Origin of the sequence: Sodalis sp. (in: enterobacteria), from assembly GCF_051710625.1 — a bacterium.
In the GTDB taxonomy this organism is placed as follows: Bacteria; Pseudomonadota; Gammaproteobacteria; order Enterobacterales; family Enterobacteriaceae; genus JBPESN01.
Genome location: NZ_JBPESN010000056.1, coordinates 1 through 14,875 on the forward strand (window position 1 = coordinate 1; position 14,875 = coordinate 14,875).

The 14,875-nt window shown below is 58.6% G+C and carries 9 protein-coding genes and 3 pseudogenes; 11 read left to right on the forward strand and 1 reads right to left on the reverse strand.

Features of this window, described 5'->3' with window-relative positions; genetic code table 11:
* From ACTBDU_RS12365 to ACTBDU_RS12395, 7 genes and pseudogenes are all read left to right on the forward strand, one after another.
* Positions 1–129: pseudogene (locus tag ACTBDU_RS12365) on the forward strand (IS3 family transposase); the annotation flags it as partial.
* A 31-nt stretch (positions 130–160) separates the two neighbouring features.
* Entirely contained in the window at positions 161–631 is a 471-nt protein-coding gene (locus ACTBDU_RS12370) for an MBL fold metallo-hydrolase (protein WP_438806655.1), read from the forward strand.
* Between the two features lie 140 nt (positions 632–771).
* Positions 772–2,520 (forward strand): lipid A ABC transporter ATP-binding protein/permease MsbA, encoded by a 1,749-nt coding sequence (gene msbA, locus ACTBDU_RS12375; protein WP_438806656.1) that lies wholly within the window; start codon positions 772–774, stop codon positions 2,518–2,520.
* Positions 2,517–3,530, forward strand: coding sequence for a tetraacyldisaccharide 4'-kinase (gene lpxK / locus ACTBDU_RS12380; protein ID WP_438806657.1), 1,014 nt, complete (start codon positions 2,517–2,519; stop codon positions 3,528–3,530). Before msbA ends, lpxK begins: the two co-directional genes overlap by 4 nt.
* 464 nt (positions 3,531–3,994) lie before the next feature.
* Positions 3,995–4,177 carry a Trm112 family protein gene (locus tag ACTBDU_RS12385; RefSeq protein WP_438806658.1) on the forward strand — a complete coding sequence of 61 codons (183 nt, stop codon included), beginning with the start codon at positions 3,995–3,997 and terminating at the stop codon, positions 4,175–4,177.
* Positions 4,174–4,929 carry a 3-deoxy-manno-octulosonate cytidylyltransferase gene (kdsB, locus tag ACTBDU_RS12390; protein WP_438806659.1) on the forward strand — a complete coding sequence of 252 codons (756 nt, stop codon included), beginning with the start codon at positions 4,174–4,176 and terminating at the stop codon, positions 4,927–4,929. Before ACTBDU_RS12385 ends, kdsB begins: the two co-directional genes overlap by 4 nt.
* A gap of 168 nt (positions 4,930–5,097) precedes the next feature.
* Positions 5,098–5,986 (forward strand): annotated as a pseudogene (locus ACTBDU_RS12395) (YcbJ family phosphotransferase).
* Positions 5,987–5,991: 5 nt separating this feature from the next.
* Here ACTBDU_RS12395 and ACTBDU_RS12400 read toward each other — a convergent pair.
* Positions 5,992–6,782 (reverse strand): annotated as a pseudogene (locus ACTBDU_RS12400) (ElyC/SanA/YdcF family protein).
* 153 nt (positions 6,783–6,935) lie between these two features.
* Between ACTBDU_RS12400 and cmoM the strand changes: the two are divergent.
* The 4 genes from cmoM to mukB are packed head-to-tail and all read left to right on the forward strand — an operon-like array spanning position 6,936 to position 14,218.
* Entirely contained in the window at positions 6,936–7,721 is a 786-nt protein-coding gene (cmoM, locus tag ACTBDU_RS12405) for a tRNA uridine 5-oxyacetic acid(34) methyltransferase CmoM (protein ID WP_438806663.1), read from the forward strand.
* The gene (gene mukF, locus ACTBDU_RS12410) at positions 7,718–9,040 is read left to right on the forward strand and encodes a chromosome partition protein MukF (RefSeq protein WP_438806660.1); all 1,323 of its coding nucleotides are present in this window, start codon (positions 7,718–7,720) and stop codon (positions 9,038–9,040) included. The genes cmoM and mukF overlap by 4 nt, the downstream gene beginning before the upstream one ends.
* The gene (mukE, locus tag ACTBDU_RS12415) at positions 9,021–9,758 is read left to right on the forward strand and encodes a chromosome partition protein MukE (RefSeq protein ID WP_438806661.1); all 738 of its coding nucleotides are present in this window, start codon (positions 9,021–9,023) and stop codon (positions 9,756–9,758) included. Before mukF ends, mukE begins: the two co-directional genes overlap by 20 nt.
* Entirely contained in the window at positions 9,755–14,218 is a 4,464-nt protein-coding gene (gene mukB / locus ACTBDU_RS12420; protein WP_438806662.1) for a chromosome partition protein MukB, read from the forward strand. Before mukE ends, mukB begins: the two co-directional genes overlap by 4 nt.
* Positions 14,219–14,875 lie beyond the last annotated feature (657 nt).

Consider the following 14,875-nt stretch of genomic DNA (forward strand, 5'->3'; position numbering starts at 1 on the left):
GAAATTACCGACTATATCGTGGGATATTACAGCGCACTCAGGCCGCATGAATATAACGGTGGGTTGCCACCAAACGAATCAGAAAATAGATACTGGAAAAACGCTAACGCGGTGGCCAGTTTTAGTTAACCACTACAGCCATGAGGATCATATCGGCGGTTTGGACAGCGTTCGCCGCATCTGGCCGGCGGTTCCGGTCAGCAGTCCATTTCGCACGCCCGGCCACCGTTTTTGTCTGCGCGGGCAGCGCTGGCGCTGGCAGGGGCTGCATTTTGAGGTACTCAGGCCGCCTGAGCCGGTTGACAGTGCCGGCAATAACGATTCCTGCGTGCTGCGAATCGACGACGGTCACTTCCGGGTGCTGCTCACCGGCGATATCGAGGCGCAGACGGAACGGGCCCTGCTGCGCCTGGATAGACGAGCGGTGCGCGCGGATGTCCTCCAGGTGCCGCATCACGGCAGTAAAACATCCTCCACCGCCGCGTTTTTGCGGGCGGTGCGTCCGCAGGTGGCGTTGGCTTCGGAGGGTCGCTACAGTCTCTGGCGCCTGCCGGCGGAGGCGGTGGCGGTGGCGGTGGTGAAGCGTTATCGGCGTCTGGGTATCCGCTGGCAGGATACAGCGGTCAGCTAAGCGTGCGTTTTTATCCGCGGGAGTTTGACGTTTTAGCCTATCGGGGTCAAATTTCCCGCCGATGGTATCATCAGTGGTTTGGCGCCGCCGCGCTAAATAGGTAGAATAGGCGACTATTTAGTCCCGGCACTGGTAAATGAATGCTAAACGATAAAGATCTCTCCACCTGGCAGACCTTCCGTCGCCTCTGGCCGATGATCTCACCTTTCAAAACAGGTCTGATCGTCGCGGCGATTGCCTTGATACTGAATGCCGCCAGCGATACTTTTATGTTATCGCTGCTCAAACCGCTGTTGGATGACGGCTTTGGCAAAGCCAATAGTAATATCCTGGTCTGGATGCCGCTGGTCGTGATCGGCCTGATGGTGCTGCGCGGCGTCAGTGGCTTTGTCTCCAGCTATTGTGTTTCCTGGGTTTCCGGCAAAGTGGTAATGAAAATGCGTCGCCGACTGTTCGATCACATGATGGACATGCCGGTGTCTTTTTTCGACCAGCAATCTACCGGCACGCTGCTGTCGCGCATTACCCATGATTCCGAGCAGGTGGCCTCATCGTCTTCCGGCGCGTTGATTACCGTCATTCGTGAAAGCGCATCGATTATTGGCCTGTTCGCGATGATGTTCTATTACAGCTGGCAACTGTCGCTGATTCTGGTGGTGATTGCGCCCGTGGTGTCATTTGGCATCCGGCAGGTGTCAAAACGGTTCCGCCAGATCAGTAAAAGAATGCAGAACACCATGGGGCAGGTGACCACTAGCGCCGAGCAGATGCTTAAAGGGCATAAGGAAGTGCTGATCTTTGGTGGTCAGAAGGTGGAGAACGAGCGTTTTAACAGCGTTAGTAATCGCATGCGCCAACAAGGGATGAAAATGGTGGCCGCCTCCTCGGTCTCCGATCCGCTAATCCAGTTTATCGCGTCGCTTGCGCTGGCCTTCGTCCTGTATGCCGCCAGCTTTCCGTCGGTAATGGAAACCTTGACTGCCGGTACCATCACCGTGGTATTTTCGTCAATGATTGCCCTGATGCGTCCGCTGAAATCCCTGACCAACGTCAATGCCCAGTTTCAGCGCGGTATGGCGGCCTGTCAGACCCTGTTTTCCATTCTTGATATGAAAACCGAAAAGGATGAGGGCACGGTGGAAGTTGAACGCGTCAAAGGGGGTATCGCTTTCAACCACGTCACTTTTTCCTATCCGGGTAAAGAGACGCCTTCGCTGCACGATATCAATCTGAGTATTCCTGCAGGCCATACGGTAGCGCTGGTGGGCCGCTCCGGCTCCGGGAAATCCACCATCGCCAATCTATTGACGCGTTTTTATGATATCCAGCAGGGTCAGATCCTGCTCGACGGCACCGATTTACGCGCCTATAAACTTGCTTCGCTGCGTAATCAGGTGGCGCTGGTGTCCCAAAACGTGCATTTGTTTAACGACACTATCGCCAACAATATCGCTTACGCCCGCAAGGCCACCTACTCCCGTGAGCAGATTGAAAACGCGGCGCGCATGGCCTACGCCATGGATTTCATCGAAAAAATGGATCAGGGTCTGGACACGGTAATCGGCGAGAACGGCGTTTTGCTGTCCGGCGGCCAGCGCCAGCGCATCGCCATCGCGCGCGCGCTGCTGCGGGATTGCCCGATCCTTATCCTCGACGAAGCCACCTCGGCGCTCGATACCGAATCCGAGCGGACAATCCAAAAGGCGCTGGATGCACTGCAGAAAAACCGGATCTCCCTGGTCATCGCCCATCGCCTGTCCACTACCGAAAAAGCCGATGAAATCCTGGTGGTGGAGGAAGGGCGGATCGTGGAGCGCGGCAATCATGAGGAGCTAATGTCGCGCCGGGGCGTTTACGCCCAATTTCACCGGCTACAGTTCGGTCAATGATAGCCCGCATCTGGTCCGGCGCCTCGCGGCTGTATTGGCTGCTGTTACCGTTCTCCTGGCTGTATGGGTTGATTACGGCGCTTATCCGCTTCAGCTACTGCCGGGGCTGGCGTAAAGTGCATCGTTTTCCACTGCCGATTGTGGTGGTGGGCAACTTGACCGCCGGCGGCAACGGTAAAACGCCGGTGGTGCTGTGGCTGGTTACGCAACTGCAGCAGCGGGGCGGGCGGGTCGGGGTCGTGTCGCGCGGTTACGGCGGACGGGCTGCGCGCTATCCGCTGCTGCTGGACGCCACCACGACCAGCGATCAGTGCGGGGACGAGCCGCTGTTTATCTGGCAGCGCACCGGTGCGCCAGTTGCGGTGGCGCACCGGCGCGCCGAAGCGGTGGCGGCGTTGTTGCGCGCGCAGGCCCTGGATGTGGTGGTGACCGATGACGGGTTGCAGCATTACGCGCTGGGGCGGGATATCGAATGGGTGGTCATCGACGGCGAGCGTCGTTTCGGCAACGGCTGGTGGTTGCCTGCCGGTCCCATGCGCGAACGGCCCGGCCGCCTGCAAACGGTACAGGCCGTCATCGTCAACGGCGGCGATGCCCGGGCTGGCGAGGTGCCTATGCGCCTTGCTGCCGGCGCGGCGGTCAATCTGCTAAGCGGTGAACGCCGCGCGCTCGCCAGTCTGGCGCCGATAGTGGCGATTGCCGGCATTGGCCATCCACCGCGTTTTTTCGCGATCCTGCGCGCGGGCGGCGTAACGCCGGTGCGGGAGGTGGCGTTCGGCGATCATCAGGCCTACCGGCAGCAGATGCTCGATGCGCTGGTCGCGCCGGAGGAACAGCTGCTGATGACAGAGAAAGACGCGGTCAAGTGCCGCGCCTTTGCCCGCGCCAACTGGTGGTATTTACCGGTTGACGCGCAACTGCCCGCCGGCGCGGAGGAAGGGTTGCTGACGCCGATTTTGCAGGCGATTCGGCGCTGCCAGCCAACGGCGGACGGTGAGGTGGTTATCTGAAGTTCGGCGCTCGACCTGCCTGATGGCAGAGGCTACAACGCAGGGTGTAAATACCTGACGTTGGTGCGTCACGGCGCAAAGTGCCGCTATCGGCCGTACGGTTATACCGGCTGCGCGTTCGGCACAGGCCGCCGAAAACAAACGGCCCGGTTAACCTGCGTTAACCGGGCCGTCCGCGCGATGTTTTATTGCTTAGCGGCTAATAATTAGCGAACAGAGCAATGATTTTGTTTACTGTTTTCATGGCGCCCTGTCTTAATAATCTTTGAAGTGTCACTCGATTCACAAAAATAATACGTTTTCCCTCGCTACATATCAATAACAACTCACCAAAAAAAATGACGAAAGTCAGCAATTTCTGCGATAGACGGCAGTGTTTGCCGGCGATGATTCCCGGCCCCGTACCCTTATGTTATTCTCTGCACCATTATCTCTTGCACAGGCATGCCCCCCCAGGAGGAATCATGGATCATCACCTATTGGAAATAGTCGCTTGTCCGGTCTGTAACGGCAAACTTTATTACAACAAAGAACGTCAGGAACTGATTTGCAAGTCCGATGTGCTGGCTTACCCCTTGCGTGACGGTATCCCCGTGCTGCTGGAAAGCGAAGCGCGCGCCATTACGCTGGATGAGACCAATTCATGAGTCTTATCGCCATTATTCCCGCCCGTTTCGCCTCCAGCCGCTTGCCCGGCAAGCCGTTGGCCGATATCAACGGCAAACCCATGGTAGTCCGTGTCATGGAGCGGGCGCAGGCCTCTGGCGCCGATCGGGTCATTGTCGCGACCGATCATCAAGGGGTGGTTGAGGCGGTTGAGCGCGCCGGCGGCGAAGTGTGCCTGACTCGTCCCGATCATCAGTCCAGCACCGAGCGGCTGCAGGAGGTTATCGATCGCTACGACTTCCCTGACGATCGGATTATCGTCAATGTGCAGGGCGACGAGCCGCTCATTCCGCCGCAAATTATCCGCCAGGTGGCGGATAACCTGGCGGGGGCAGAGGCTGGCATGGCCACGCTGGCGGTGCCTATTACCACCGCCGAAGAGGCATTCAACCCTAACGCGGTAAAAGTGGTGGTGGATGCGCGCGGTTATGCGCTGTATTTCTCCCGTGCAACTATCCCGTGGGACCGCGAAGGATTTGCCCGCAGCCGCGAGCATCTTTCTCATAGCCTGCTGCGCCATATCGGGATTTATGCCTATCGTGCCGACTTTATACGTCGCTACGTCAACTGGTCTGCCAGTCCGTTGGAGAAGATTGAGATCCTCGAACAACTGCGCGTTCTGTGGTACGGCGAAAAGATTCATGTCGCAGTGGCGAGCGGCGCGCCCGGTATGGGCGTGGACACGCCGGAAGAGCTGGCGCAGGTCCGTTTGCTACAGCTTCAGCTGGATTAACCCTCCCGTAACGTCTGGAGCGGCGGCCTGTCGAGGATTCCGCGCCGGTTTCCCGCCTTTGTTTGATCTAGCGCGACGTTTTATACGCCAATCCTCCCCATGATGTCATGTAGTGCCGCGCGGTACCCGCCGATCTAATCCTGTGCCAAATATAAGGTTAGCGATGTCATGGAACAGCTACGCGCCGAATTAAGCGCCGTTTCGGGGGAGCCGTTGAGCCGGCTTGAACGCATCAGCGAGCAACTTTATGCCCATCTGTATGCCATGTACGACAGGGAGGGGCATGCGCTTTCTCTGGTGGCGAAAAGCTATTTGTGTCCGGGTATCGCCCAGCAGGGATCCTATAAACTGTTTATGCTGGCCTGGGAAGGTGAGATACGGTTGCCGGCCGTCTACGGCCTTATTTTATCCCAGCATCTTCCCTATAAAAAGCTGTTGCTGATGGAGCCCCTGCGGAGCGTACCGGTCGAGGCGCCAACCCGAACACCGGCGCGCTGGCAGCGGCTCAAAGAGCAAATCGTCGACGGCATCCTCGCTTGGCACCGGATCGACAGGCATGGGCTTGGTGGGTGACGTCGACAGTACCCAGGAAAATCACTGGCCGGCCTGGTATTCACAGCGTATCGAGGTGATCTGGTCGACATTGAGTAAAGTGTCGGCGCCGCTGCTACAGCATGATGATCGGATCTTGCTGTTCCGCACCCAGCAATGTTCACCACTGTTATTTGACGACTTTAAGGAAGACTGCGTGCTGGTGCACGGTAATCTGTCGCTGCGCGGTATGCTCAAGGATCCGCGTAGCGACCAGCTGTTGGCGATGCTGAACGCCGGTACGCTGCTGTGGGCGTCGCGGGAGTACGATCTTTCCCGACTGTGCGAGGAAGGGCTGAGCGAAGCGCTGCTTTTTCATTATCTCAGCCGCGCGCCGGTGGCGGAGGCATTTCTTTGCCAGCGCTGGCTGTATGCGATCATCTGGGAAGCGGCGGCGCGCTATATTCACACCGGTCAGTTGGACCGTGCCGTGTTTGTGCGCGCAAAGCGGGAGCTCTTCCCCTGACTGGACTAGGGGCGCAGCGCGCCGGCAGAATGCACTGGCGCGCGGTGGGACCTATGCCGCCGCGCCGTCAGGATGGCGTTATTGGCAAGCGCAGGAGGGGAAATCATTGCCAGCAGCCGCTGCCATACTTGCCCGAGCGTTTCATACCAGACACGCTCGCTGTGACTCAGCCAAAGCGGCGAGGGCAGGATCTTCTCCTGCGGCTGCAGAGGACTGCTGATCGCAAGTTGATTCGCCGGCACCGGTATTGGCCGAAGCCCGGCGGCCGTAAAAAAGCCCATCTCTTGGGGCAGATGGTTGGCGGAAGTGACCAGCATCAACGGCGCTTGTCCTACTAGTCTTGCGACGCTCGCCGCTTCCTGGCGCGTGTCGCGCGGGCTGTCCAACGTCACGATTGCCGCAGCCGGTACGCCCAGGCGCTGCGCCACGCGAGAAGCGGCCTCGGCGCTGCTGACGGGATTGCCGGGTGCATTGGCGCCGGTAAACACCATCGTCGCGCTGGGGGGGGCCAATCGGGGTTCCAGGTATATCCGCCTCCTAACACCACGATCCATTTGACGGTTTCCCCATGAGGCTGCCAAGTGGGATAATGGGCCGCCAGCAGCACCAGCAACTGATCGGCCACCGGCTGCAGACTCAGCGCCAGCAATACCAGCCAACCTACGCTCAGCAGCAGCCGGGCGATTTTTGTTCCGCGGTTCAGCCAAAGCAGCACTAACCCGGCCCCCATGACCACGAGCAGCAGCGGAAGCGGCAGTAGCAGGCCGCCGATAAACTTTTTCAGGGTAAACAGCATGGGGCAACGCTCCGATTGGGTGAAATATAATCAACCAGCCGCAATCCGGCGCTGGAATGATTCATTCTACCTCAGCCTGTGACAAAATAGACTCCTCGCGCCCAGCGGCGACAAAACCTCTTGTAGCGCCGTGGCCGACCAGAGTCTTTCATGATACAGGATCGCAATTTCGACGATATCGCCGACAAATTTACGCATAATATTTACGGAACCACTAAAGGAAAGATTCGTCAGGCGGTATTATGGCAGGATCTCCAGACGTTACTGGCGCATTTGCCCCAGCGGCCGCTTTGCATATTGGACGCCGGCGGCGGCGAAGGGCGTACCGCCGCACAACTGGCGGCGCTGGGGCACGAGGTGGTGTTGTGCAATCTTTCGGCGCAGATGATACATCGCGCGCAACAGCAGGCGAAAGCGCTGCTCGACGCCCAGCGCTTTCGCTGCGTACAGAGTACGATTCAAGATATCTCTACGCATTTGGAAAGGCCCGCCGATCTGATATTGTGTCATGCGGTACTAAAATGGGTCGCGCAGCCCGAAGCATTATTGCAAATACTTAATCAATGCCTGGCCGGGGATGGCGCGTTGTCATTAATGTTTTACAATAAACACGGCCTGGTGATGCGCAATATGCTGCTAGGCAATATGGCTTTTGTCGCGGCCGGCATGCCGAAAAGGAAAAGGCGATCGCTAATGCCCGACCATCCCTGTGATCCCGCTGACGTTTACCGCTGGCTGGAAAAAATGGGACTGGCCCCAATAGGCAAAAGCGGCGTACGGGTGTTTCATGATTATCTGCAGAATAAACAGCAACAACAGGATGAATTTACCGCACTGCTGGCGACGGAACAGCGCTATTGTCGGCAGGAGCCATTTATCAGTATGGAGCGTTATATCCACGTGATGGCGCGTAAACCCACCCTGAAGGACGCATTATGAGCGAATTTTCCCAGACTGTACCGGAACTGGTCGCCTGGGCCCGGAAAAATGATTTTTCACTCTCGCTGCCTATCGACCGGCTGGCCTTTGTGCTGGCCATCGCCACGCTCAATAGCGAGCGGATGGACGGTGAAATGAGCGAATGCGAACTGGTGGATGCGTTCCGTTATGTGAGTGAAGGGTTTCAACAGACCCAGGAAACCGTGACAGTACGCGCTAACAATGCCATCAACGATCTGGTGCGTCAGCGTCTCATTAATCGTTTCACTAGCGAGCTGGCCGAGGGTAACGCCATCTACCGCCTGACGCCGCTCGGTATCGGAATCAGCGATTATTATATTCGCCAGCGCGAGTTCTCCACGCTGCGGCTGTCGGTCCAGTTGTCCATTGTTGCGCAGGAATTGAAGCGGGCGGCGGACGCGGCGGAAGAAGACGGCGACGAATTCCACTGGCACCGGCATGTCTTTGCGCCGCTGAAATATTCCGTGGCGGAGATTTTCGACAGCATCGATATGACCCAGCGCATCATGGATGAACAGCAGCAAGGGGTGAAACAGGATATTGCCGCGCTGCTTAATCAGGACTGGCGGGCCGCCATCTCCAGCTGCGAACTGCTGTTATCGGAAACCTCCGGCACGCTGCGTGAACTGCAAGATACTCTGGAAGCGGCGGGGAATAAGCTGCAGGCCAATTTGCTGCGTATTCAGGATGCGACGCTCAACCATGACGAACTGCAGTTCGTCGATAAGCTGGTGCTGGATCTGCAAAACAAACTGGATCGGATTATCAGCTGGGGCCAACAGACGATCAATCTGTGGATCGGTTATGACCGCCACGTACACCGTTTCATCCGCACCGCCATCGATATGGATAAGAATCGCATCTTTGCCCAGCGCCTGCGCCAGTCGGTGCAAAATTATTTTGACGCCCCCTGGGCGCTGACCTATGCCGACGCCGATCGGCTGATGGACCTGCGCGATGAAGAGCTGGCCCTGCGCAATGACGAAGTGACCGGCGAATTGCCGCCGGATATGGAATATGAAGAATTCAACGAGATCCGCGAGCACATTGCGGCGCTGGTGGATGAGGCGCTAGGGGTGTATAAACAGCAGCAATTGCCGCTCGATCTCGGCGCCGTGATGCGCGATTACCTGGCGCGGTATCCGCGCGCGCGCCATTTCGATGTGGCGCACATCGTGGTCGACCAGGCGGTGCGCCTGGGCGCGGCCCGGTCAGATTTTACAGGGTTACCCGCACACTGGCAGGTAATCAACGATTTTGGCGCTAAGGTACAGGCCCATGTCATCAATGAGTATTGAAGAAAGTTTGCCGGTAAAACTGGCGAAAGCGCTGTCCAACCCCTTGTTTCCGGCGCTGGACAGTCAACTGCGCGCCGGCCGCCACATAGGCATTGAGGAGCTGGATAATCATGCCTTCATGATGGATTTCCAGGAAGAGCTGGAGGGCTTTTACCGCCGTTATAACGTGGAGCTGCTGCGCGCGCCGGAAGGCTTTTTCTATCTGCGCCCGCGTTTCACTACTCTGATTCCGCGTTCGGTGCTGTCGGCGCTGGATATGATGGTCGGCAAGATTCTGTGTTACCTGTACCTTAGTCCCGAACGGCTGGCACACGAGGGCATTTTCAGTCAGCAGGAACTGTACGACGAACTGTTGAGCCTGGCCGATGAGAATAAGCTGCTGAAACTGGTGAATCAACGCTCTACCGGCTCGGATTTGGATAGGCAGAAGCTGCAGGAAAAAGTGCGCGCCTCCCTTTACCGTCTGCGCCGGTTGGGCATGGTCTGGTTTATGGGCAACGACGCCAGCAAGTTCCGCATTACCAAATCCGTATTCCGCTTCGGCGCCGACGTGCGCGCCGGCGATGATGCGCGCGAAGCGCAACTGCGGATGATTCGCGACGGCGAAGCGATGCCGCTGGAAAACGCCCCGTCGTTCAGCGATGAACAGGATGATAACGATGAAAACGAGGCGCCCGCCGGCGAAAGCGCAGATGGCCCCGAGGATGAACAGGCATGATTGAACGCGGCAAATTCCGCTCACTGACGCTGGTCAACTGGAACGGCTTTTTCGCCCGGACGTTTGATTTAGATGCGTTGGTCACCACCCTGTCCGGCGGTAACGGCGCGGGGAAATCCACCACCATGGCGGCATTTATCACTGCCCTCATTCCCGATTTGACCCTGCTGCATTTCCGCAACACCACCGAAGCCGGCGCCACCAGCGGCTCGCGGGATAAGGGGCTGCACGGGAAACTGCGCGCCGGGGTGTGCTATTCGGCACTGGAAGTCGCCAACTCCTGCCACCAGCGCGTGCTGGTGGGCGTTCACCTGCAGCAGATAGCCGGCCGCGATCGCAAAGTGGACATCAAACAGTTCATGATCCAGGGGCTGCCGGTCAAAGTGACCCCCACCGAGATCCTGACGATGACGGTGGGCGATCGTCGGGCGCGGGTGTTACCGCTGCAGGAGCTGAAAGAGCGGGTCGAGGCGATTGAGGGCGTACTGTTCAAACAGTTCAATTCCATCACCAATTACCACTCGCTGATGTTCGATTTGGGCGTGGTGCCGCGCCGGCTGCGTTCCAGCGCGGATCGCAGCAAATACTATCGCCTCATTGAGGCATCGCTGTACGGCGGTATTTCCAGCGCGATTACCCGATCGCTGCGCGACTACCTGCTGCCGGAAAACAGCGGGGTACAAAAAGCGTTCCAGGACATGGAAGCGGCGCTGCGCGAAAACCGCCTGACGCTTGAGGCGATCCGCGTGACCCAATCAGATCGGGATTTGTTCAAGCATCTGATTTCCGAAGCCACCGCTTACGTGGCGGCGGATTATATGCGCCACGCCAACGAGCGGCGTCTGCATCTGGACGATGCCCTGGCCCTGCGCTGGGACCTGTTCGGCAGCCGCAAGCAATTGGCCTCCGAACAGCATCGTCACGTCGATATGGCCCGGGAACTGGCGGAAATCAGCGGCGGTGAGTCTGATTTGGAAACCGATTATCAGGCCGCCAGCGATCATCTTAATCTGGTGCAAACCGCGATGCGCCAGCAGGAAAAAATCGGCCGCTACCAGGAGGATCTGGAAGAGCTGACCTTCCGGCTGGAAGAACAAAATGAGGTGGTGGCCGAGTCCGCCGCGCAGCAGCAGGAGAACGAAGCGCGGCTGGAGGCGGCCGAGCTTGAGGTGGATGAACTGAAAAGCCAGCTGGCTGACTATCAGCAGGCGCTGGATATGCAACAAACGCGTGCCATCCAATTTCAGCAGGCGCTGCAAGCCTTGGATCGCGCCCGCGAACTGTGCGCGCTTCCGACGTTGACATGGGAAGACGCCGCGCCGACGTTGGCTATGTACAAAGAGCGCGAACAGGAAGCCACCGAGCGCCTGCTAGGTTTTGAGCAAAAACTGAATATGGCCGAGGCGGCCAGCAGCCGTTTTGAACAGGCCTACGGGTTGGTAGTAAAAATTGCCGGCCAGATCAGCCGCAGCGACGCCTGGCAAACGGCGCGGGAACTGATTCGTGACGCCGCGTCGCAACGTCATCAGGCAGAGCGGCTACAGGCGTTGCGCAGTCAGCTCAATGAGCTGGAACAACGGCTGCGCGAGCAGCAAGACGCCGAACGGCTGCTGCAGGAATTCTGCCAGCGCATGGGTCAGGATTATCCCGCCGAGGAGCTTGACGCGGTGCAGCAGGAGCTGGAGGCGCGGGTCGAAACGCTGTCGGCGACGGTGTCCGAGGCCGGCGAACGTCGCCTCGCGCTGCGCCAGACGCTGGAGCAGGTGACCGCCCATATTGAACAGCTCACCGCGCGTGCGCCGGCCTGGCTGGCGGCGCAGGATGCCCTAACGACACTGAGCGAGCAAAGCGGCGAAGCGTTGACCAGCAGTCGTCAGGTGACGGATACCATGCAGCTTCTGCTGGAGCGCGAGCGGGAAACCACCGTGGAACGCGACGAGGCCGCGGGACGCAAGCGGCGCATCGAGGCGCAGATTGAGTGCCTCAGCCAGCCGGGGGGAACCGAGGACGCCCGCTTGACAACGCTGGCCGAGCGCTTTGGCGGCGTGCTGCTGTCGGAAATCTATGACGACGTTACGCTTGACGACGCGCCGTATTTCTCGGCGCTGTACGGCCCGTCCCTCCACGCGATTGTCGTCCCGGATTTGTCGCGGGTGCGGGAACAATTAAACGGGTTAGAAGATTGCCCGGATGATCTCTATATGATTGAAGGGGATCCGCAGTCGTTTGACGACAACGTGTTTGGCGTGGAAGAGCTGGAAGGCGCGGTGCTGGTCAAAGTGGCGGACCGCCAGTGGCGTTACTCGCGCTTTCCCGCGGTGGCGCTGTTTGGCCGCGCCGCGCGCGAAAGCCGGTTGGAAAAACTCAGCGCCAAGCGGGACGTGCTGGCGGAACGCTACGCCACGCTGTCGTTTGACGTGCAAAAAATCCAGCGTCAGCATCAGGCGTTCAGCCGTTTTATCGGCGCTCACCTGGCGGTAGCGTTTGAGCCGGATCCGGAAGCGGAGATGCGCACGTTAAACGGCCGGCGCGGTGAGTTGGAACGTGAGCTCAGCGATCACCACGGACAGAATCAGCAAAGCCAGCAGCACTACGATCAGGCGCGCGAAGGGCTGCAACTGCTTAATCGGCTTATCCCCCGGATGGGCGTCCTGCTGGATGACACCCTGCAAGACCGGCTGGAAACGGTTCAGGCCGATTGGCAGGATGCTCAGGAGGCGGCGCGCTATTTAAGTCAGCACCAAAAGGCGCTGGATCAGCTGGAGCCGCGGGCGGCGGTACTGCAAAGTGACCCCGAGCAACACGAACAACTGCGCGCCGACTACGAGCAGGCGCAGCAGACCCAGCGGCAGGCGCGGCAACAGGCCTTCGCCCTGACGGAAGTGGTGCAACGCCGCACCCACTTCAGCTATTCCGATTCCGCCGGCATGCTGAGTGAAAATACCGATCTGAACGACAAACTGCGTCAGCGTCTGGAACGGGCGGAAGCTGAACGCAGCCAGGCGCGCGATGAGCTGCGCGCCCATCAGGCCCAGCTGACGCAGTTCAGTCAGGTGCAGGCATCGCTGAAGAGCTCTTTTGACGCCAAGCAGGATATGCTGAAAGAGCTGATGCAGGAGCTGCACGACATCGGAGTGCATGCCGACGCCAATGCCAAAGCGCGCGCCCGCGAACGCCGGGATCAACTGCACATGGCCCTGAGCCAGAACCGCGGTCGCCGTAATCAGTTGGAAAAACAGCTGACGTTCTGCGAGGCGGAAATGGATGCCTTGCAAAAGAAATTGCGCAAGCTGGAACGCGACTATTATCAGACCCGCGAGCAAGTGGTCAGCGCCAAGGCCGGTCGGTGCGCGATGCTGCGTCTGGTTAAGGAAAATGGCGTCGAGCGCCGCCTGCGCCGCCGCGAACTGGCTTACATGGAAGCGGAAGATCTGCGTTCCATGTCGGATAAAGCGCTGGGGGCGCTGCGTCTGGCGGTGGCGGACAATGAGCACCTGCGCGATGTACTGCGGCTGTCGGAAGATCCCAAGCGGCCAGCGCGCAAGATCCAGTTTTTCATTGCCGTTTACCAGCATCTGCGCGAGCGTATCCGCCAGGATATTATTCGCACCGACGATCCGGTCGAAGCTATCGAGCAAATGGAAATCGAGCTCAATCGCCTGACGGAAGAGTTGACTGCGCGCGAGCAAAAGCTGGCCATCAGTTCCAAAAGCGTGGCCAACATTATCCGCAAAACCATCCAGCGCGAGCAAAATCGTATCCGGATGCTCAATCAGGGACTGCAGGCGGTTAGTTTCGGCCAGGTGAAGAGCGTGCGCCTGAACGTCAGCGTGCGCGAAGCCCATGCGACGCTGCTGGATGTGTTGAGCGAACAGCAGGAGCAACATCAGGATCTGTTCAGCAGCCAGCGCCTGACGTTTTCCGAAGCGTTGGCCAAGCTGTATCAGCGGCTGAACCCGCAAATCGATCTGGGGCAACGCACGCCGCAGACAGTCGGCGAGGAGTTGCTGGATTATCGCAACTATCTGGAAATGGAAGTAGAGGTCAACCGCGGCGCCGACGGCTGGCTGCGCGCGGAGAGCGGGGCATTGTCCACCGGCGAGGCCATCGGCACCGGTATGTCGATTCTGGTGATGGTGGTGCAAAGCTGGGAAGAGGAATCCAGCCGGTTGCGTGGCAAAGATATTTCACCGTGCCGGTTGTTATTCCTCGATGAGGCGGCGCGGCTGGATGCCAAATCCATTGCCACGCTATTCGAGCTGTGCGACCGGTTGCAGATGCAGCTTATTATCGCCGCGCCGGAAAATATCAGTCCGGAGAAAGGGACAACGTATAAACTGGTGCGTAAGGTATTCAATAATCAGGAACATGTGCACGTGGTCGGGTTGCGCGGCTTTGGCACCGAGCAGGCTGCACCGCCGTCAACAGCCTTGACCGAGACCGACAGCCGGCCCGGTTAAGGGGTTCGCCCCGGCCGGCCACTGTGATTCTACGGGCCTACCGGGGACGGACCAAAGCGAATGATTACCCTAAGTGGCGGCCCGTTCGGGGCCAGACTCGCCTCCCGGCAGTGCGATAGCCATTTTCTCCGCCTGCGCGCGACTCTATCAGGCGCTGGCGCCGCTGAGTATTAAGGGGCATGCCGTGCGCCAATGCGCCGGCGTTGACGCCTTTCCCATGTCAGGCCCTGCCAGAACACTATCCAGGCTGCACTGTCTCAGCCCCCAAACGAAAAAAAGGGCGTAAGCGGGCATGAAAACAGCTACTCACCGCAATGATTCCAGGTCTAACGTCCAGCCTGGTGATTTTCCCTTATCAAGAAAATGAAGGTGAGAGAACATTCACTCGTACAGGCTCTGCTACCGATGATAAGCCAATACACGCGAGCAAAATGGGCAAGCCGGGCCCGGTTAATGCCGTCTGCCGTCGTCAAATGGGGCGCTTATTCCGACGTTAGACCGGCGGCGAACGCGTTTCGCTATAGCACCGCCGGTGTAGTGGCACACTGAATTTGGCCACCTGAACAGAGGTGATATGCTCACCTCAGAACAACACGGGTGCACCAATGAAAAGAAGAAATTTTAGTCCTGAATTCAAACGCGAATCCGCTCAACTGG

Coding starts and splice junctions, on each gene's coding strand:
- mukF (WP_438806660.1), top strand. CDS start 7,718: ATGAGCGAATTTTCCCAGACTGTACCGGAACTGGTCGCCTGGGCCCGG.
- msbA (WP_438806656.1), top strand. CDS start 772: ATGCTAAACGATAAAGATCTCTCCACCTGGCAGACCTTCCGTCGCCTC.
- kdsB (WP_438806659.1), top strand. CDS start 4,174: ATGAGTCTTATCGCCATTATTCCCGCCCGTTTCGCCTCCAGCCGCTTG.
- mukB (WP_438806662.1), top strand. CDS start 9,755: ATGATTGAACGCGGCAAATTCCGCTCACTGACGCTGGTCAACTGGAAC.
- ACTBDU_RS12385 (WP_438806658.1), top strand. CDS start 3,995: ATGGATCATCACCTATTGGAAATAGTCGCTTGTCCGGTCTGTAACGGC.
- mukE (WP_438806661.1), top strand. CDS start 9,021: ATGTCATCAATGAGTATTGAAGAAAGTTTGCCGGTAAAACTGGCGAAA.
- lpxK (WP_438806657.1), top strand. CDS start 2,517: ATGATAGCCCGCATCTGGTCCGGCGCCTCGCGGCTGTATTGGCTGCTG.